Source organism: Fluoribacter gormanii, assembly GCF_900156395.1.
Lineage (GTDB): Bacteria > Pseudomonadota > Gammaproteobacteria > Legionellales > Legionellaceae > Legionella > Legionella gormanii.
In genome coordinates, this window is record NZ_FTNL01000039.1 from 1 (window position 1) to 21026 (window position 21026).

The following is a 21026-nucleotide window of genomic DNA, read 5'->3' on the forward strand; positions in this document are numbered from 1 at the left end:
CCCTCACCCTCGCTGCGCTCGGGTTCGGGATGACGTGGGGAGTTACAAATAAAGTATGAATTGGGTCACTGTTTGATAGGGAGATCAAAAGCGGAGTAATCGCGGCCTGCGGACAGCCTCGTTTATCCAGACTAAGCTGGGATTTAAGATAATGGTGAGCATAGTTCCACTAATGTTCCATCTGGGCAACGAACATAAGAGACAAATTGCCCCCAAGGCTTTTTTATGGGCTCTTGAATTGATTGGGCTCCTGCTGCGACAGCTTGTTCATGTGCTTGCTGGACTGATTCGGTAACTAACGCAATTTCCATGCCTAAAGGCTGGCTTGATGAATCAGCTGCTACATAACCGGCAGGAAGATTGTGTGCGCCTAAATTATGAGATGCAAAAGCAAGCGTTGTTTCTCCTGTTTCAAGTTCACCATAACCTGTTTCATGAAAGAAACGTGTTTTTATATTAAAAGCTTCAGAAAAAAAAGCCAGAGAAGCTTTTACATCATTGACATAAATAATGGTATATCCAAATTTCATAGATTTGATTCCTTGATGTCGCAGTATCAAATGATTTAGGCTTCTGTCGTTAGCTTATTATTGCGATGACCAGTAAACCCATTGCAATGAAACCAATTAAAGCTAAGCTCGAATTACCCCCTGGTACCAAGTGAGTTTCTGTGCAGGATTTACGCCCTCGCCATGCCATGATCGCGGGCATTAACAATAATAAAATGACACAACAAATTCCCGCATAGCTTAAAGCGTGCAGATAAATTCCAGGATTTAACAAGACTACTGCCAGTGGCGGAAGGAAGGTTAAAGCTAAGGTGTATTTTCCTTGGTTTCCGGATTTCTTCAGTTTTAATCCATCTGCCAAAAAGTCAAATAACCCTAGGGAAACTCCTAAAAATGCTGTAAGCATGCAGATGGAAGTAAAAAAGCCAAAGAATCCGCTAATCCATTGATTTTGCACGGATTGACTTAAAGCCTCAGTTAATCCGCTTGTCGCATGTTCCGAATTCATCAGTGCCAGTAAGCCATTCTCTCCTTCACGAGAGACTACACCCATAATGACAGCATCCCAAACAATATAACAGGCAAGAGGGATAAGTGAACCTAATAAAATGACGCGCTTTAGGCTGCGTATATCATCCCCAAAATAGTCGCGTAAGCTTGGTATTATTGATGCATAGCCAAATGAGGTAATCAAGATCATTAAGGTGCCAGTAAATGCACGCGCTGAACCATCAGTTAAACCCAAAGTCGAGGCATGGGGGCTGATAATCGCAACTAATAAAACATAAATGCCTAATTTACCGAACATTAAACCGCGATTGACATAATCTACCGAGCGTATGCCTTTATAAACAATCAAACTAAATAAAAGCGTAAACAGGATCGCAGTGACACTATTAGGCAAATTGATATTCAATTTATGTAGTAAGCTATTGAATACATCACTACCGCCTGAAATATAGGCTGAGAGTAGGGTGTAAAGCAAAAATAAATAGGTGATCCATGCGATGATTTGACCAGGTAAACCCAATGTGGATTTAGCCATGGAGATCATATTGCTTCCCGCTGGGAGGCGCAGATTGACCTCTAACATTAATAACGCGCCTGCAGTCATGATCAGCCAGCAAAAAAATAGGAAGAAAATTGAATTGCTAAATCCTACTTCTGCTGTGGAGACAGGTAGGGCAAGCATACCACCACCTATAGAAGTTCCTACTATAAGTAATATTCCACCTATTAGTTTTGAATTGATCATGAGATATAATCCAAAATCGTTTAAAAATAATCCAATATGATACTTTGTTATTCAATTTAAGTCAATTGTATCATTGCCTACGGCACTAGCAAATCCTGGCTTAGAGTGTTTCATCGAAGTTATCTACATCAAATTCCAAAATTCATGTATCAATAAACCGACAGAAACAGCAACTACAGAGATTTGAGTCCATTTACCCCCTGGAACGATAAAGACAGCGTGATGACTTTTTCTGCCAAAATAACACATTAATGCCGGTAAAAGTAGTAGTAGAATGATACAAAAAATACCGGCATAGCCTAATGCATGGATATAAGCACCAGGATAGTAAATAACGATAAGTAGCGGGGGAACAAAGGTAAGTAAAAATAACCCAATGCCATGATTTCCTCGTTCACGCAACTTTAGGCCATCAGCAAGAAAACTGTATAAGCATAAGGACACACCAAGGAATGCAGTGAGCATACAAATAGAGGTGAAGAAATTAAATAATGCACTGATCATAGTATTTTGTACTTTATCCGAGAGCAGATTTGCTAAAGCACTGGTCGTATGGGGGTTATGCATTAAGCTCTCAAGATTTTGACTTCCTTCAGATGGAAGGGCGCCCATAATCACAGCATCCCAAGCCAAATAACAAAATAGAGGGATTAGCGAACCAATAAAAATAACTTTTTTCAATTGTTTCACGTCATCATCAAAATAGTCTCTTAGATTGGGGACAATGATGGCAAATCCGAAGGAGGTAATTAAAATCATAATGGCGCCACCGATATATTGTAGGTCGCCATGACGTAAATGCTGTAGTTCAATGTGTGGAGAAATAAGCAGTACTAATAAGAAATAAACAGCCAATTTACCAAACATCAGGCCACGATTGACGTAGTCCACGTAACGAATTCCACCATAAACAACCAGCCCGAATAGAAGTGTAAATAGCAAACTTGCCTGCCAATCAGCGAGATGCAATCCTAATTTAAAAAGTAAGCTGTTTAATACATCAGCTCCGCCCGAAATATAAGCAGAGAGTAGGGTATAGAGTAAAAAAAGATAGCTTATCCAGGCAGCAAGCAGGCCATAATTACCCAAAGTGGCTTGCGCCATTGAAACCATATGCTTTCCTCGAGGTAAATAAAGATTTGCTTCAAGGATAAAAAATGCTCCTAATGTCATGAATACCCAACAAAGGAACAGAAAAATGGAAGACTGCCAAAAACCAGTTGCTGCATTGGCAACAGGCAAGGCGAGCATCCCCCCGCCTATAGATGTACCGACAATTAAAAGAATCCCCCCAATAAATCTTGAACGCATTATCCGCCTTACTTCATTGAATAAACTACAGGTGATGGTACTGGAATTGGACATGTTGCACAAGTCTTAGTACCATAATTATTGAACCACTGAATTTCAATCCGACGATTAAATGCACTACCATGAATCAATTTATTGTCACCTACATCATTTTTATCCCCATAACCTTCTGCTTTAAGAAGTTTAGCAGGAATGTTATTAGCCCATAAAAAGGTAAGCATGGTTTCAGCTTGAGCTTGGGACAGTAATTTTTTATGGCGATTCGTGCCCACGTTGTCCGTGAACCCTGCGACATAAACAGGACTGTTCGGGTAAAATTTTAATAATCTAATAATATTTTCCAAGCCTGGATAACATATTTCATTGAGGCGAGGACTTTCAAACATAAAATATTTATCAACGGGTACAATTAAGGTTATGGTATCCCCATATTGTACGTACTCGATATTTTCTTTATTTAATTCTTTAATAATACTGCGTCTACTCGTTTTGTAAAAACCTACACCGGCACCAATAGTACCTCCGGCAACAGTGCCTACGAGTGCGCCTGCTACGCTTCCTGAAGCTGCAGCACCGACAGCAGTTCCTACAACGGCTCCAGTAGCAACTCTCTTTGGCATGGGATGTACTGGTTTGAAATTATTATATGGCGGATGAAAACAACTACTCAGCAAGCATGTGATTAGACTGCAATATAGAATTCGTAATTTAGCTGATTTGAGTGACATATTCACTCCCTTGTCCCGTGATTTTATCATTATTAAACATCTGGTTAAATTTCGCAATTGTAGCAACTGCTATAAAAAATGTAGCCTGGGGCACTAGAGAACCTCGCTTTTTGCATTACACCCAGACTACTTTCATATAATATGAAACGGCAGAAGTCATTATGAATATTAATTAAAACAACAAGAAGCCTCTAACTCTTCATCTTCAATTGAGTTAATATTTTCTTTTTCTTGAAGTTTTGGTTTAAAGAATGAAACCAAACTTAACTCATTAGTGTATTCAGTATCGTGGCGACTTAATGATCTAAATTCCGTAAGACATGCAACTGCTTTGTATGTTGCCGCAAGCATTGCCCCCACTATGGTTATTCCGACTGCAACGCCTAGAACAGGTTGGACAATGAGTACCGGTAGCGCGATACCGAAGATCCCTGCATACAGTGAAAAAGCAGTTGCTGCATAGAACATGAGTTCGCATGCTTTAGTAAGATTATGAAATAAAACACCAATTTTTCTAGACTCACAGGCGCTTCCAATTCGTTCGGATGCCTCTTTTGGGGTCATGTCTCCATTTTTTACATCGGTTAATTGTTCAATAAACAATTCGTAGCTGGCTGCAATTTCTTCAACTCTTTTGGCAGAAGTTGCTTTGGTATAAGAAAGGTTATAATAATTTTGCACGGCTTTTATTTGTTGTTCTAATTTTAAACCGATTTCTGCGTTAGCAAATAGAGCGCGTAATCTTTTGTCACAGGTGTTTAAACGTAGTTCTAATTTTCTATGATTAAAAGGCATGATTCATCTCGTTGTTATTATTAGTAGGAAACCATGGGGATTAAAACCACTTCAATTGAGTTTGAATGGGCTAAAAAATCTTATATCATAATTAATATGAGTTCGACATAAGAATAAGATTATTTTTATGTCGAACTCATAAGGATAATACTATTCTTCTACTTGAAAACGACATAAATTCTGAAAATCGCATTGCTGACAAATATTCGTATGAGCCGGTTGTGGTGCGCAGTAACCCTCTTGAAATTCTTGAGCTAAATCAGTCAGTTGCTTTTGCCAGATATCCCTATATTCTGCCCATGTTTCTTCTTTCTTTAAAGCGGTAATCCCACTAAGACTTTGTTTTTCTTCACTAAAACCGGAACAGCTAATTTTCCCGGTTTTCAATTGCAGGAGTAACAGAGTGTTAATTTGTTCATCAAGCAAGGCATAAAGCAATAATTGTGATTCTTTGGGGCGTTCTTCATTCCAGGGTTTGCTGGTTGGCAGAGTGCTTTTATAATCAATAACCCATTTTTTGTTTTCAACCTGATCCAAGCGATCCACACGCACTTGAAAATTAAGACCGGCTAAATTAATTTCGTAAGATTGCTCTATCGCTGCGACCGTAAAAGGAGCTCGTTGTTTCTCCCATTCAAGACATGTACGTGCTAGTCGTTTTAAACGCGTGTATTCCACCTCCTGAATTGAATCAGTGGTGTCACCATGCTGACTTTTTAAGGAGGCTAAAGCCGTATGAATGGCTTCAGCAATATGCTCGTCCAACAGATCGTCGGATAATTGAAGGAGTTTATGCTGGCTCTCCAATTTTTGCCATAACAGCTCCATTACCTTATGAATGATTTGGCCTCGTTCTTTATTATCTAATCCATCTCTTGTTTGTAAAAAGCTTTTTGCTCGAAGTCGGTGTTCAGCAAATGCTTTAAAAGGGCACTTGGCTTGATTCGACAGGATTGCTGTACCTCCATAAATGTTCTCCTCAGGCAATACAGGAATGTTAAAGCATTCTTCAAGAGCTATTAACTTAGGCGATTTTTGAGCTTCATAGTGTGTTGGCAGTGGTTCAAAATTTGGAAAATGAGTGATTAAGGAGCAAGGTAAATTGGGTGTATCACCCTGTAACTGTGCATAACTAAATACTACAGAGTCGGCACCTCTTTGTAATCGTTGCAGGATCTGACGAGCAAATTGCAGTTCACGAGCAGGCAAGCTATGAGGCATGCATAACTGACGTTGCAGCGGTGGTGGAATAAACGCAGATAACTGAACCTTTTGAGGTAAACATTGATCAGTTAATCCCATGATCCATAAACTATCGAACTCACATCCTGAAGCTTCCAGTAGGCCGGAAACTTGAATCGGGGCGTTGGTTTTTTGTGCCTGAAAAATCGTGTTGTCAGTTATATTTCGTATGGCCTCAAAGGCCTCTGATTTTGTAAAACTTGACTTGAGTAAAGCAAATTGCCTCAGCTCATCAAAGACTGTAATAAAACGATTAAAACACTGATAGTTCTCGGAACTAAGGGTATAATCTCCAGGAAATCCCATGGTATTGAGGCGTTTTTGAAATAAGTGTATCCATTCTTGTACCGTAGCTTCGCGAGGGTAAGGAGTAAGATTGTCTAATAAATTGGCAAGCTTGGGGGCATACTGCTGCAGTTCCTTTATCAAAGTACTTAATCGAATGGAATGATTTTCCAATAATACTCCATCTTGCAAGTACTCAGAGCGTGCGATGAACTCTTCTTTAGAACTACTTAAGTAAGGTGATTGCAGAAGCAAGCTTGCTTGATGTGAACTTAGATGCGTGGCATCCAAACCAAGCCAGCATAAAGCATGGGCAACTAAAGGAAAATTGCTTAGTGATTGTCCTAGAGAGATATTAAAGTATGATGACTCAAAATGATGTGCCAACATTCTTTGTAGAGAAGGAGATTCTTGCTCTAAATTGGGTACCACGACACCGATCCGTTGGTTTCCCTCTTGTATTTTTGAATGTAACCATAACATGAGTTGTTGATATTCTTCTTTACTGTCTTCTGCTGCGAATACTTTAGTGTTTGATACTTTTTCTTCTAAATCATATTGGTATTGAGCGAATCCCTTTTTCGCCAGATGCTCCTGCAAAAGTATTTGCTGCGGAGTAAAATCATCAAAACAGACCCAAACAATATCTTGGGAAAAAAAAGAACTATTGGCATTAAGTAAATAGGGGATTAATTGATATTCAGTAATTAAATGTTGTCGATTTAATTGTTTATCAAATAATTGCCACCACTTTTGAAATTGTTGTGTTTGCTCCGTGTAATGAAAAGCAGGATCCTTCATGCTAATTTGCCACAGTTGGCAACGTTCCCAAGCGCTGATTATCGATTTGAGCAGGCCTTCGCTGTAAGTTATATTCGATTCAGACTGAATTATTTTGCGCCATAGATACTGACATTGAGTACGGTTTAACAAAGTGGGATTAGGACTATGTGGATTAAGACAATTGAGCTGCTCATAGGCCTTAACTAGTGCGACGCTAAAAGGCATGCATTGTGGCTTTTCTACGGTTTGCTTCTTACATTGGGCGAAATACTGTTGGAGTATCGCTTCACTGAGTCGGTTATTCGGGGTGAGAACAGTGTTTTTTTGAGCCAATCGAAGAAAAAGATGTTCTTTATCAGTGAAAGTAAATGTCGGCATAAAAGTCCAAATCAATTATATCCTAGATGCTGTGTAGCTGGAGGAGGCGATGTAAAAACCGGGAAATAGGATCTCCAGGTTATGGCTTGCTCGTTCACTCGGGCTACACTGCGATGAAAAGCTGAGTAGTAAAGGATTTTACTTAAGTTTTTTTGCGCTGCAAAGTACGAGTTTTTTGTGCTGGCTTTGATTTGGCTTTTTTTGTTGCACTAATGTATTGAGGTAAACGGTGACTTCGCCGCTTGTCAGTATACAAAATATGGTGGACAAAATGGCCACGTAAATAGATAGAGGCCAAACCTGAAGCAATGGCGAGCCAGAATCCAAAAAGAATATAGCTGTACCCAAGGACAATAAAATAAGCGGAAACAAAATCGCTAAAATTAGTTACTCTCAATACTTGGTTTTCTGTTGTGTCCATAAAGAGAAGCAAACCAAGATCAAAAAAAGGTAAGGAGAGCAGAACCATGATAAAACCTAACCAAAATGTTTTAAGTTTATAGGGTTCAGGGCAATGAACGATTCGTTCTCCAAATATAGCTCCAGTTATGGAAGCTACAACCATCCCCAGGATAACAGCCTTAAATAGAGGGACAAGTTCCTCGAAACCAATTGTTGTGAGAAATGCATTAATGAGTATCGTTCCGACAACAGACAGTAATCCATAATAAACAGTCGCCAGTAAACGTGGATTGGAAAATTCAAGTGCAGGATCTTGCTTATTCATTTTGGCACTCCATAGCTCCACCTATATATGTATTATTTTAGTATAAATATTGTGCTGTGGTGTGGTTTATTGATTTTTTTATCGTTCTTGCTCTGCCAAACTAGATTTGATTGTCAGATAGAGGTGTATCAACATAATAATTTGTATATACTAAAAAAAAAATTATTGATTTTGATTATGAAAAATTTTGGTCGTTTTATTTTGAAACTGTTTGGATGGAAAGTTGTCGGCGAATTACCAAATGATAAGAAATATTTGGTTGTTGTTGCTCCTCATACCAGTAATTGGGATTTTGCTGTTGGTTTATTTGCTCGTTTTTCAATGGGAGTTAAAATTAACTTTTTAGCAAAAGATCAATTGTTCTTCTTTCCTTTAGGTTTATTGTTAAAGGCCTTAGGCGGAGCTCCTGTAGATCGCTCTAAAAAAAATAAGACTGTAGAGCAAGTGGTAGAAATATTTCGCTCTCGAAATGAGTTTAAGCTTGCGATTACTCCTGAAGGGACACGTAGTGCAGTGACTCGTTGGAAAGAGGGGTTTTATCATATCGCTTGTCAAGCCGGGCTGCCTATAGTCATGGTAGGACCTGATTATTCAACTAAAGAACTGCGAATTCATGAAAAATTCAAACCATCGGGAGATATCGATAAAGATTTTCCAATGATTCTTGATTTTTTTAAAACCATAAAAGGGCGCTATCCCAAGGAAATCCCAGAGTATCATTCCAGAAAAGATAACTAGTTGTATGTGTGTAGTTTGGGTTCAGTAACCTGTCCCTTAAGCAAGGGACAGGGAGCGCTGTGGCACATTAGCGGTGAGCTCCTAATTTTATAAGTGCTTTATCATTTTTAGCATTTTAAACTTTTGCCCATCAGGGAGAGTAAAATATTCTGGTCCAATAATTTGATAACCACAGACCTGATATAGTTTTACACCGGGCAAGGTTGCCATCATTTCCATTTTTGTAAATCCATGAAACAGGGCTTGTTGTTCACAATATTCCAGAAGCATTGTTCCCAGGCCTTGCCGAGCATGGTTTGGATGTACAAAAAAAGCTCTGATCTTGGCATAATCTTTTTGGGGATTTAAAAATCCTTCTTCACGTGTTTTACATTGATCCCCACCAAATAAGGTTTTTCGTTTACTCCATCCACCACAAGCAACTACAACACCTTCATTTTCTATAACGTAGTACGTTTGATCTTGGATTAGCTCTTTATCTACTCCAAAAATAAAATGAATTGCACCTTCAATTTCATGTTTTGAATAGTCTTCTTGGCTCAACCCGCGTGCTGAATGCTCAATGAGTTTATTCAAGTTAGTAATTTCATCAATTCGTGCTTTTCTTATCATTATTGTTTTCCTTTAGTTCATTTTTAATGGGATCGAGAATGTACCATGAAATAAAAATAAATAAATTTTTAATTTAATGACTATTTATTTCATTTTATAATGTCAAATTTTGAATTAAGGGTAATATATGAAAAAAAGCGAGGAAAGAACGTCAGATAATAAAACTGAAGCAGTACATTTAGATAAAATTGATCGGAAAATTTTAAATTTATTGCAAAAAGATAATCAAATTACCAATCTGGCCCTTGCTGAGAAAGTAGGGATTTCGGCCCCTCCTTGTTTTCGCCGTGTAAAGCGATTACGTGATGAGGGTATCATTGTGAATGATGTTTCCCTGGTTGATCCTTTTAAAGCCGGACGTGGGCTTATTGTTTTTGCAAATATTACCTTGGAAAAGCAAAGAGAGGATTTGTTAGCTCATTTTGAGCGTAAAATGTCAGAACAAGAAGAGGTGAAACAATGCTATTTTGTTTCCGGAGAGACTGATTATTTATTAGTGATTCATGTTGCGGATATGAATCACTACAATGATTTTGCACGCAGAGTATTTGCTAATGAAGCAAATATTAAAGTATTTCGAAGCAGTTTTTGCCTTAATCGCACCAAGTACAACACAAATATTCATTTTTCAGAAGATTAAGAACTTAGAGTCAGGGGGACGGACTACGAAATCAGGGGTGAGTATTACCCGAACCCCCGGGTTACGGCTTTCGCTTTCACCCAGGCTACAGGTTTTAATTAAAATTTATCTTTTTAATATGGATCTTCCTGCATAGGGTAATGCAGCACTTTCATTAATGCGCAACAGTTGATTGTACTTTGCTACACGGTCTGTACGGCATAGGGAGCCTGTTTTAATTTGACCACATCCTGTAGCAACGGCAAGGTCCGCAATAAAGGTATCTTCTGTTTCACCTGAGCGATGTGACATCACGCAACGATAGCCATTTTGATGGGCTAATTGGATTGTTTGTCGCGTTTCACTCAAAGTTCCGATTTGATTGACTTTAATGAGGATGGCATTCGCTACCTTTTGAGTGATGCCTTCCTGTAAAATTTTGGGGTTAGTAACAAATACATCATCACCTACCAATTGAATTGTTCTACCCAATTGAGCAGTCAAATGACTCCATCCGCTCCAATCTTTTTCATCCAAGCCATCTTCAATACTTACGATAGGATAATTAGCAACAAGATTAGTATAATAATCAATGAGTTGCATTGAAGTAAATTTTTGATTTTCAGAAGCCATATGATACATGCCTTGGTCATATAGTTCGGAAGCGGCGACATCCAATGCAAGAACTATCTCATCACCCAATTTAAATCCTGCTTTTTCAACTGCCTCACAAAGCAGGTCCAGGGCTTGGCGGTTCGATTTAATATTGGGTGCAAAACCTCCTTCATCTCCTACAGCGGTATTTAAACCTTTTGTTTTTAAAACAGATTTTAATCCATGAAAAATCTCCGTACCCATTCGTAAGGCAGTGGGAAAATCAGCAGCACCTACGGGCATGATCATAAATTCTTGAATATCAACATTATTGTCCGCATGAGCGCCACCATTTAAAATATTCATCATAGGTACAGGCATGCACATTTTTTCACCTTGGTTTAGTGCAGCATACAAAGGTAGCTTGTGCTCATTTGCTCGGGCTCTTGCGGCTGCAAGAGAAACAGCAAGAATGGCATTGGCTCCAAGACGTGATTTATTTTCTGTACCGTCTAATTGGCATAATTTCTGATCCAAAGCGTCCTGATCTTCGATGGAAAAAAGGTGTAAGGTTTGATTGATTTCATGATTAACATTAGCAACAGCTTGTTGCACACCCTTACCATGATAGCGTTTGGGATCATTATCGCGGAGTTCACAGGCTTCACGACTTCCTGTTGATGCCCCGGATGGAACGCTCGCTCTTCCTTGGATTCCACTTTTTAAAATAACATCCGCTTCAACAGTAGGGTTACCACGAGAGTCCAGAATTTCACGGGCTTGAATTTTTGTAATTTGCATGTTGAGTCCTGATTACGATTAAAATTTTTTCAATCTGGGAAAGCAGTAGGTTTCTACTGCTTTTCAAATAGAACTATTGTTTTGATATGTACTTGCTTTGTCAAGAGATAGATTTTTTTCCTGCTGTGACTTGATCCAGGTATTCATATTCTTCTGCGGTATCTTGTGATTGATAATATCCAAAAAGATAACTAATAAGTCGTTTAAACTGTTGAAATAAGGATTCATTTTGATTTCTTACGTTTTTGATCTGCAATGTTTTTTGCATCTTGACTAAGATTTCACTTGGGGCAATTTGGTTTAGTTGCTCTAAATGTGCTTTCAATTCATAAATACCCTGGGGAACGGATACTTTTTTTTCGCCTTTATTTATTTTATGGCGTGAGCCAAAATATCCGAGCGCCCAGGGATGAGTGTTTTCGTTCAAGGCTTGATCTATTTTTTTATCAAGATACTTATTAATTTTAAGTAACAAATCACGGATCGCCGCATTTTCTTTTTCAACAACAAAGGCTACCTCAACCTCAGTTTGAGCCTGCTGTTTGAGTATTGCAAAAATATTAGATAGTTCAAATGTGTACTCACTGGTCGCTAAAATACGAGCTAGCGACTTAATGATCTCTGGATCTTGGTGAGTCATATTCGCTAATTGATGCTTAGGGATTTTTGCAATCAGTTTCGGAGTCTGAACAATGAGTAAAGCAGAGGATTTATTTTTTAATGCCTCCTGAATTAGTTCACTCGGATTCAACGAGAATAAAAATTTCAAAGATTTTATTTGCAGCAATTGTAATTGTAATTTTTCCAGATATTTGTTTTGTCTGGCAATTTCGTTAGTAATCCGAGGCTCTAATTCCCAACTGTAGTTTATATAGGATTCAGCGGCTTTCAATCGCTTTTGATTAGCCCTGATTTGCTCCTTAACCGTTTCCATCATCTGTTCATGTAGCCCAATAAGAGCATCATGTTCATTTCTTAATTCTAACTCCGCAATTCTCCTCTCAGCATTTATTTTAAAAATTGCACACTCTTTCATATAGTTTGCAAATTGAGTTTTAAATTCAAACAAACTTAATGCAGGGGCCTCCGCAATAGGATTTTCAATTTTTCCTTCCATTTTTCTCAATTCATTAGCAAGTGATAAAGAATCATAACAAAATGATCTTAATAAAGACAATAATTAGTTAACCTAATGATTTTATATGTTTTTTTGAATATGTAGCCTTGTGATGTGTAACAAACTCGGGAAATTGGATGCCTTTTGATCCCGGCTTCCATTTTCGTATCATCAGGACATGATGAACTAATCAGAAACTAACAGCTCCAAGTTTCATTAATGCGTTGGTTAAAGGGATTAATGGTAAACCTAAAATAGTATCTTCATTGCCCTGAACTTCTTTAAATAACCATTTACCCTGGCTTTCATATTGATAACTACCACAACTATGATAAGGCTTTTCACTGTGTAAATAAGCCTCAATTGATTTTTCACTTAAATGGTGCAATGTTAAGTACGCTGTTTCATGATGTTGCCAAAGTAGTTCATTATTTTTTGCGATGCAAAGACAGGCAATTTGCAGATGTTCTTTGCCGCTTAACAAACGTAAGTGCGCCACAGCGGTATGATGGTTCAAGGGTTTGTTCAGCAGTGTTTGTCCAAATAGACAAAGTTGGTCTGCGGCAATAATAAAATGTTCTGGATATTGTTGGCTGACTGCCAATGCTTTACTTGCTGCAAGCGCATAGCCTAAGTCTAGTGCGCTCTCTGAGTTGAAAGATGCCTTAATGGCATCTTCATCGCAATGAGAGGGAACCACAGAGAATTCAATACCAAGAGACTGTAGCAATTTAAGTCTTATTGAGGAGCTGGAAGCGAGGATAATCCGTTTTTGTTGTAACAATTTAGACATAAACAGCCACCAAGGCCATAAGCGAGAAGCCTATAATCACGAAACTGAAATCTTTGAGGTTACAACATCGTTCTACCATAACACAGCGCTCCAAGCCATGAAGTGTTCCTAGATAGAGAAATGTTCCTGATGAAGCTGCAAGTAAAATTGGATCAAATAATGAATCCGTTTCTACTCCATGGCCAAAGTACCAACCCAAATAGATACCGAGTGGAGTCATCAAGCTGAATAAAATAAAAAAGACCAGGCTGGTATTCATGTTCATAGAACTTTTATTCAATTGCACTGCCACAGCAAAACTTTCTGCCCACTTATGGGTAATAATTGCAAGAAAGATCATTATGATCATGGAGTTATAATGAGATAATCCTAAAGCCGCTCCCAACATAATTGAATGCACAGATAGCATACCCCAGGCTAAAATGGCAAAGGCAGGATGTTTTGTATTGTTATGATGATAAAGCTCTTTCCCTAAATGTTCGAACCAGAGAAAAATCAGAAATACGGCACCGGTAATAATGTAAGCAAAAGGGTAATTATACCCCATTTTTATAAATAACGAATTCGCATCTGGAAGCATATGCAACAACCCAGCCCCCAAGAACACTCCTGTAGCCAGGGTTTCGCCCACAGGAAAATCAATATGCTGATCATCTTTAATACGTTTTCTAAACGGATACCAGCCAGCAATTAAAATGACTATAAAAATGGAACATGCAAACAAAATCTTTAGGGTGGTAGCTGATACCATCGTTTATCCTATTATTTATTCTAGAATTTTATAATTTAAATTGTAATCTGGGTGTACTGATGCCTGGGTGAATTGAAGTGAAACTCGGGAATTTTCTGGACTGGAATATACCTTTTAACCCCGGGTTTCGCTGTTTCACCCAGGCCATAGTTCACCCGGGAAACAACAAGACTTAATTAAATCCAGTAGTTTATTAGTGATGCATGGCCTCATGCAAGCTAAATAAACGAACTTCTACAATATCAGACTGTAGTTTTAATGCCAGAATCACCCGATGATGTAATTCTTGCCACTGGCTGAATGGTTCATCACATACTATATCTATCCCAATTTTACCGTCCAGATAATGTAAATTCCAAAATTTAATCTGAGGAAAATCAATACGTACTTCATTGAGTAGTAGTTCTTGCAATACTTTTCTGCTGGGCAAATGTAAAGAGGGGCAACAACGCTCGTCATCTTCTGGATCAACATGAACAATCACATCCTTGACGCTCTCTATTTGATCTGCAAGTGCGTGGTGGACATGTTGCGCTATATAATGTCCTTCAGAGACCGATATTTTAGGTGAAACTAAAATATGTACATCAATTAAGACATTTTCTCCCATTGAGCGAGTTCTTAATTGATGAATTTTTTCAACTCCATCCACATTTTGAATTACTTCTTCAATTCGTGCCAATAGCTCAGGACTGACCGCAGTATCAACCAGTTCCTTCACACTATTCCAAGCATAATCCCAACCCATTTTAACAATCATAAGTCCGACTATAATGGCTGCTATGGCATCAAGAGAACCAAAACCTGCGATACTGCCAATTAATCCTACCAAGACAACCAGAGAGGAAGCCGCATCTGAGCGATGATGCCACGCATTGGCTGTAATTAATTTAGAATTGATGCATCTTCCTATATACAGGGTATAGTGAAACAAAATTTCATTGCTGATTATGGAAATACAAATTATTGGCAGAGTGTACCAATTGGGTGTGATATAATTGGAGTGGAGTAAGTCATATATTGAATCCCAGGCGATGCCAATGCCTGCAAAAATAAGTAAAAGAGATAACAACAAAGTCGCAGCTGTTTCAATACGTTGATGCCCATAGGGATGACTGGCATCCGCATCAAGACTGCCATATTTAGAAGCAAATAAAACCATTGCATCTGTTATGAGATCAGATAAGGAATGGACCCCATCTGCAACAAGTGCATGGGAGTGAAAAAAATATCCACCAATTAGTTTAATGAGACCAAGCAAGGCGTTTGAAATAGCTCCCAAAAGGGTGACTTTTTTTGCTTGCAAATATCGATCGTTATGAGCCATATGATGTTTATTTAAGTTAAAACAACCCAAGTAAAACGAAATGAGAACCTTAGATTTTCACCGAGATTCCAGATTTAGTTTTGTTTATCATTTTGGGGTCTATTTAAACATGGTTAAGATTTTTTTTGTATTAAAACTTATATTAAATTGAATCGATCTGAAATAAAGCTGCATTCCAAGACGCACATATAGGTTGATTTCACAAGATGTTATGCATCCTATACACAGGATTATCCACAGATTTTGTGGATAAATCGATTTTAGTTCAGTAATAAATAAATGTTGAATAATCCTTATAGAATAAGAATTACTTCAGTATATAGATAGGCGTGATTTTATATTCAATGATATGAAGAGAGAAGTTATCCACAGGATGTGTTTGTGGGAGTAGAAAAATTTTCTTGGATATCTTAACAAAGAAAAAAATAAAAAACAGTCTTGACTTGGGTATTTTTTTAAAAAAAATTTAACTTTAAGGAGTGCGCTTGCCTTGTTTAAACTTTATTCATTTTTCAATGGTAGATAAAAGTAGAAATCAATGGGAGCATTTCCTAATCTAAACCGCGGTGCGCACTTTGGAACGTTCTAAAGCAAGCACAATTCAAGTAGATTTTATAAGCTGTTTGACATCATGTTCACAGGGTTATCCACAGATTCTGTGGATAAAACATTTAAGACAATAGAATGAATAAATTAATAATAAGCCTTATGAAATAAGAGGTTTTCCGCGATAAATAGACTTTGGTATTTTTTATTCAATGAAATTAAGGGATGAGTTATCCACAGGACGAATTTGTGAGAATAGGAAAATTTTCTTGGATATCTTAACAAAGAAAAAAATAAAAAACAGTCTTGACTTGAGTATTTTTTTAAAAAATTTTTAACTTTAAGGAGTGCGCTTGCCTTGTTTAAACTTTGTTCATTTTTAGTGGTAGATAAAAGTAAAAATCAATGGGATGAATTTCCTAACCTAAACCTCGGTGCGCACTTTGGAGCGTTCTAAAGCAAGCGCAATTCAAGTAGGCTTTATAAGCTGTTTGACATCATGTTCACAGGGTTATCCACAGATTTTGTGGATAAAAAATTTAAGAAAATAGAATAACTAAAATGAGTTGTAATCCTTGTCAAACAATGGTTTTTGAGAAACAAATAGAGGCGTTAGCATTTTTTATTTCATGAAATAAACTGATGAGTTATCCACAAGAGGTGTTGAAAAATAGGGAAATTTTCTTGGTTATCGTAACAAAAAAAAGTACAAACCAGTTTGGAAGTCCATTGGAATTGAATGAAATTGATTCATTGTTCAAGGTGAAGCACCGTACAAAAATATGAAGTGGCTTGTTGAAAAATATGATAAAAATTTGCTCACTTAATTGGGAATGATCTAATTCATCCTTTTCACATAAGGGGCTCATATACCGGGTGGAGAACGCACCTCAACCGATTCGAATAAAAAAGTGCTTCATTCGATTTAAATAACCAACGAGGTTACAGGCAGTCCTGTTCCTCATGAGAAAAACAAGAAACCTCTTAGCTTGCCGTCGACGGTACACCAACTCGGTGCCACAACAAGCCCAACTTAGGGACACTAAAGAAATTTGGCAATGCCGCGGCATTGATTTTTTGTATCTAAAATTCGACAACAACTCTTGTTACTGGAACAAAAAGTTAGCTAGATGGAGCCTTTATCAAATAATAAGAGATCAAAAACAAGTCTAATTAATAATACCTTAATCTATTTGATTTAAAATTAAGTTTCAAGGCTAAAATAAAGGTGTTTGAAATGAAAAGCAAAGATGAAAATGTAATTAATGTGACTTATAAGGTTGTTAAAGAGGGCTTATTAGGAAAGGCAGATCCAAACTATGAGTACAAATTTCCAGAGCGAAAAATGTTACATGAAAAAACTCCGTCTCATGTACAAGCCGTTAACCAATATCTGGATAAAAAGGATATTGATTTAGAGAAACAGCACGTCGAGCATTTTGAAAGAGGAACACAAATAGATGATTTTAAACCTAAGAATATACTGGAAAGAGGACGCAGGGAGTTTAAAACGCTAAAAAATGAAACAAAAATAGCACAGTCTTTTTATGATGAAGCTAAGGAAGAACAAAGAAAAGGACCTAGTGCTGATCAAAAAAAGATTGTTTATGCAAGCGCTGGATGGTTGGCCCATACTATGTTGGGGGGAGCCAAAGCAGCGAGAAATCCTTATTTCGCTCATGAAGAGGGTTTCGAAATTGGAACCACCGCTGACTACCTTTTAAGTTCAAAAAATTCAACAAATACAACAAAATGATAGCTGTAAATGAAAACCAGTAGAGCCAAAATTCTGCTGGTTTTCTGATTTGTCTCCTAAATACTGTCGTGGAAATTTCTACCAAAATCTAGGTAGATCAATAGGCTGTTGCTCATTGAATGCCATTTCGGAAACTCTCGGTAGCTGTCTGAGACACCTGAAAAAGTTAATAAAATCCTAAATTTTTTGCAATAAAACCTAATTAATCAGCTATAATTGCTTTTGTCCTAATTCTGTAATTAACCTATTTTAGGAAGTATATGTTTAAATTTTCATCTAAAAACACATCTTCATTTACTACACAACATGATGTTTTAAAAAAATATAATTTAGCAACCAATGATGATGGAAAAACAGTTGGTATGTGCAGGCCAATGTCAAATGTTTACCTGAACATTATTTTGCGGGGAGAAAATCCAGACAATTATCTAAAAGATGATAAAAAATTTCTTGCAGAAGCTATTAAAGAAGAAAATATGGAGCTAGAAGCTGAAAAAAACGGAAATAAGGACGCTGATCATTTCGCATTTCATCAAAATAATGTTCCACATACTGATGAAGAGATTCTTAAAAAAGATTTAACTGAAGAGAAATTTAAAACGTTATTAGAAAAAAACAAACATGTTTTAGTTACATACCCCGTTACTAAAGATGTATCCCATGAAGTTTATCTAGGGAGAGATGAAGACTCTTCTTGCCGTTTTTTTGATGCCAACATCAAAGGCGGAGAACGAAAGGGCTCGTGCGATAAAATTATTACTGAGTTTGTTAACAGAGCACAAAAAGAATATGTAGATGAGGATAGGAGTTTTTATGTTGGTAAAAGTACTCCATGAACTGCCCCTTTTAATTCTCGATGCGGTTCTTTCGGAAACAGTGCAAATCAAGTTGATTTTATAAGGTGTTTTACATCATGTTCACAGGGTTATCCACAGATTCTGTGGATAAAAGATTTTTTGGAAAAAATAAAATTTAGCCTCGATAGTACCTGTGAAATAAGGGATATTTTTAGATAGATAAGAAGGTTTTATTTAAAATAAGGGAAGACCTTGATGAAGTTATCCACAATGCATGTCTGGCTAATTCAAAGCTTGCCTGACCATCTTAACAAAGAAAAAAATAAAAAACAGTCTTGACTTGGATATTTCGGAAAATATTTTTATCCCTGTAAAAATTGTTCAAAATTACCTAACCATCGTTGCGTAATGTTGCGGGCAGCTTGGGGCGATTCCTCTAAAAGTTTCTTTGCTATGGCGGGCAAAAGTGGAAGTAAATGACGATCCCGTTGCAGATCAGCGATTTTAAATTGCCGATAACCACTTTGCCGAGTTCCTAGTACTTCGCCTGCCCCTCTTAATTCCATATCTTTTTCAGAAATAATAAATCCATCATTGGTTGCGCGCATTATTTTTAATCGCTCCGCACCTTGTGGTGAGAGGGGAGATTGATAAAGTAAAAGGCAATGAGACTGAGTTGTTCCACGTCCTACTCGGCCGCGTAATTGATGGAGTTGTGATAAGCCCAAACGCTCTGCATTTTCGATAATCATAAGACTGGCATTCGGGACATCTACTCCGACTTCAATAACTGTTGTAGCAACCAGTAAGTTAATTTCACCACTTTTAAAGGCAGCCATAGTTGCATCTTTTTCTATAGGTTTCATTCGTCCATGTACAAGGCCCACGCGTGCTTCAGGGAGTTGTTCTTGTAAGGCATGTGCTGTCTCAATAGCAGCCATACATTGTAATTTTTCAGATTCTTCAATGAGTGTACATACCCAATAAACTTGTCGACCACTGGCTATAGCTACTTCTAATCGTTCAATGACTGTTTCCCGTTTGCTCTGGCTTAATACAGCGGTGGCAATGGGCATGCGTCCTGGAGGTAATTCATCGATAATTGAGATATCCAAGTGGGAAAAGTGGGTCATGGCGAGTGTTCGTGGAATAGGGGTGGCTGTCATTAATAATTGATGCGGAATGAGTTCCTTCTGTTGTCCTTTTTGTTGTAAAAGTAATCTTTGCTCCACTCCAAATCGATGTTGTTCATCAATAATTACCAGACCTAAGCGAGCAAATTGCACTGCTTCTTGAAATAGGGCATGGGTGCCAATAATTAGCTGGCAACTATGATCCGCTAATGCAGTAAATACCATTCGTCGTTCACTTAGTTTCATTTTCCCACTAAGTCTTAATATTTTGATTCCCATCGGCTCTAACCAACGGAGCAAATTATTGGCGTGTTGCTCGCTTAGCAGATCAGTGGGGGCCATAAAGGCGACTTGTTGCCCATTGACAATAGCTTGTAATGCTGCAAGGGCCGCAATAATGGTTTTTCCTGCACCCACGTCCCCTTGTACCAAGCGTAACATGGGTTTAGCCTGCATGAGATCCTGGCTAATTTCATGGGCGACTCTATGTTGAGCCTTAGTGAGTGTAAATGGAAGAGACTCTAAAAAACGTTGAATCAAATTTTGATCTGTAGGTAATGCGACAGCATGTAATGTATTGCGTGCTTCTCTGGCGAATTGCATGCTAAGGCGTTGTGCTAACAATTCATCAAAAACCAACCTTTTCAGCGCAGGATGCTGACCTTCTTCCAGAGACTGTACAGAGATATCTGGTGGAGGATTATGCAATAATTGAATTGCATCTCCCAATGGCAAAAAACCATTTGCCTGTAATTGTGCTTCGTTCATCCATTCCAATTGTTGAAGCTCTTGGTTGCAACTATTTAAGGCGACATTCACCAACTGTCTTAATCGGGATTGACTCAAGCCTTGTGTACTTGGATAAATTGGTGTGAGTGTTTCATTGACCTGGCATTCATTTTCATCATCGAGCAATTGATATTCAGGGTGAGTCATAGTCAGGATATTGTTGAACTCACGAACTTCGCCAAAGGCATGAATCATCGTGCTGTTCTTTAGGTTATTGATTTGATTTTTATTAAAATGAAAAAACTGTAGTTTTATTATTCCGGTTTTATCTTCTACATAACAATGCAGCATCGCTCGCTTACCGGTTTTAATTTCTGTCTTACATACCCGACCAGCAATCACACACCAATCATTAGCACGTAAATCTTGAATAGGCGTTACTCGAGTTCTGTCTTGATAGCGATAAGGTAAATGGAACAGTAAATCACGCACAGAATGGATACCACATTTTGCAAGCTTTGTCGCAAGCATAGGTCCGATACCGCTTAATGATTCACACGAGTTAGATAGCACAGTACTAATGATATTGAAAAGAGTGGGTATTCAAGTGTAACTCATAGTTCATATAGGAACAATTTAAAGTATTTTGTAACTCCCCACGTCATCCCGAACCCGAGCGCAGCGAGGGTGAGGGATCTCC

18 protein-coding genes are annotated in these 21026 nt (G+C 37.9%); 4 read left to right on the forward strand and 14 right to left on the reverse strand.

Annotated features, from left to right (window positions below; genetic code table 11):
* Positions 1–143: 143 nt before the first annotated feature.
* From BW930_RS16105 to BW930_RS16135, 7 genes are all read right to left on the reverse strand, one after another.
* Positions 144–530 carry a VOC family protein gene (locus BW930_RS16105; RefSeq protein ID WP_058469208.1) on the reverse strand — a complete coding sequence of 129 codons (387 nt, stop codon included), beginning with the start codon at positions 528–530 and terminating at the stop codon, positions 144–146.
* A gap of 49 nt (positions 531–579) precedes the next feature.
* Complete coding sequence (locus tag BW930_RS16110; RefSeq protein WP_058469209.1) at positions 580–1764, reverse strand: amino acid permease; 1185 nt, start codon at positions 1762–1764, stop codon at positions 580–582.
* Positions 1765–1887: 123 nt separating this feature from the next.
* Entirely contained in the window at positions 1888–3075 is a 1188-nt protein-coding gene (locus BW930_RS16115) for an amino acid permease (protein ID WP_058469210.1), read from the reverse strand.
* Between the two features lie 8 nt (positions 3076–3083).
* Entirely contained in the window at positions 3084–3803 is a 720-nt protein-coding gene (gene cmpA / locus BW930_RS16120; RefSeq protein ID WP_058469211.1) for a C-OmpA-like family protein CmpA, read from the reverse strand.
* Positions 3804–3971: 168 nt separating this feature from the next.
* Entirely contained in the window at positions 3972–4598 is a 627-nt protein-coding gene (locus BW930_RS16125; protein WP_058469212.1) for a DUF5638 domain-containing protein, read from the reverse strand.
* A 150-nt stretch (positions 4599–4748) separates the two neighbouring features.
* A complete protein-coding gene (locus tag BW930_RS16130) occupies positions 4749–7286 on the reverse strand; it encodes a PD-(D/E)XK nuclease family protein (protein WP_058469213.1) in 2538 nt (845 codons plus the stop codon).
* Between the two features lie 142 nt (positions 7287–7428).
* Entirely contained in the window at positions 7429–8013 is a 585-nt protein-coding gene (locus BW930_RS16135) for a hypothetical protein (RefSeq protein ID WP_058469214.1), read from the reverse strand.
* Between the two features lie 177 nt (positions 8014–8190).
* On the opposite strand from BW930_RS16135, the gene BW930_RS16140 reads away from it, so the two are divergent.
* Positions 8191–8751, forward strand: coding sequence for a 1-acyl-sn-glycerol-3-phosphate acyltransferase (locus tag BW930_RS16140; RefSeq protein WP_058469215.1), 561 nt, complete (start codon positions 8191–8193; stop codon positions 8749–8751).
* Between the two features lie 87 nt (positions 8752–8838).
* Here the strand turns inward: BW930_RS16140 and BW930_RS16145 are convergent, their stop codons facing one another.
* A complete protein-coding gene (locus tag BW930_RS16145; protein WP_058469216.1) occupies positions 8839–9363 on the reverse strand; it encodes a GNAT family N-acetyltransferase in 525 nt (174 codons plus the stop codon).
* A 127-nt stretch (positions 9364–9490) separates the two neighbouring features.
* Between BW930_RS16145 and BW930_RS16150 the strand changes: the two genes are divergently transcribed.
* Positions 9491–10003, forward strand: a complete 513-nt coding sequence (locus BW930_RS16150; protein ID WP_058469217.1) for an Lrp/AsnC family transcriptional regulator — start codon at positions 9491–9493, stop codon at positions 10001–10003.
* 105 nt (positions 10004–10108) lie between these two features.
* On the opposite strand, the gene eno is transcribed toward BW930_RS16150, so the two are convergent.
* The 5 genes from eno to BW930_RS16175 all read right to left on the reverse strand — a co-directional run bounded on the left by eno (position 10109) and on the right by BW930_RS16175 (position 15365).
* Positions 10109–11377 (reverse strand): phosphopyruvate hydratase, encoded by a 1269-nt coding sequence (gene eno, locus BW930_RS16155; protein ID WP_058469218.1) that lies wholly within the window; start codon positions 11375–11377, stop codon positions 10109–10111.
* A 100-nt stretch (positions 11378–11477) separates the two neighbouring features.
* Positions 11478–12494: a hypothetical protein gene (locus tag BW930_RS16160; protein ID WP_058469219.1), complete on the reverse strand. Its 1017-nt coding sequence runs from the start codon at positions 12492–12494 to the stop codon at positions 11478–11480.
* Positions 12495–12684: 190 nt separating this feature from the next.
* Positions 12685–13287 carry a Maf family protein gene (locus tag BW930_RS16165; protein WP_058469220.1) on the reverse strand — a complete coding sequence of 201 codons (603 nt, stop codon included), beginning with the start codon at positions 13285–13287 and terminating at the stop codon, positions 12685–12687.
* Positions 13280–14038 carry a ZIP family metal transporter gene (locus tag BW930_RS16170; RefSeq protein WP_058469221.1) on the reverse strand — a complete coding sequence of 253 codons (759 nt, stop codon included), beginning with the start codon at positions 14036–14038 and terminating at the stop codon, positions 13280–13282. The genes BW930_RS16165 and BW930_RS16170 overlap by 8 nt, the downstream gene beginning before the upstream one ends.
* A 193-nt stretch (positions 14039–14231) precedes the next feature.
* Positions 14232–15365, reverse strand: coding sequence for a cation diffusion facilitator family transporter (locus BW930_RS16175; protein ID WP_058469222.1), 1134 nt, complete (start codon positions 15363–15365; stop codon positions 14232–14234).
* Between the two features lie 1774 nt (positions 15366–17139).
* On the opposite strand from BW930_RS16175, the gene BW930_RS16180 reads away from it, so the two are divergent.
* Together BW930_RS16180 and BW930_RS16185 are read left to right on the forward strand one after the other, a co-directional pair.
* Positions 17140–17667, forward strand: coding sequence for a hypothetical protein (locus tag BW930_RS16180; RefSeq protein WP_131756921.1), 528 nt, complete (start codon positions 17140–17142; stop codon positions 17665–17667).
* Between the two features lie 260 nt (positions 17668–17927).
* Positions 17928–18503, forward strand: a complete 576-nt coding sequence (locus BW930_RS16185; protein WP_058469224.1) for a hypothetical protein — start codon at positions 17928–17930, stop codon at positions 18501–18503.
* Positions 18504–18826: 323 nt separating this feature from the next.
* Here the strand turns inward: BW930_RS16185 and recG are convergent, their stop codons facing one another.
* The gene (gene recG / locus BW930_RS16190; RefSeq protein ID WP_076547597.1) at positions 18827–20899 is read right to left on the reverse strand and encodes an ATP-dependent DNA helicase RecG; all 2073 of its coding nucleotides are present in this window, start codon (positions 20897–20899) and stop codon (positions 18827–18829) included.
* Positions 20900–21026 lie beyond the last annotated feature (127 nt).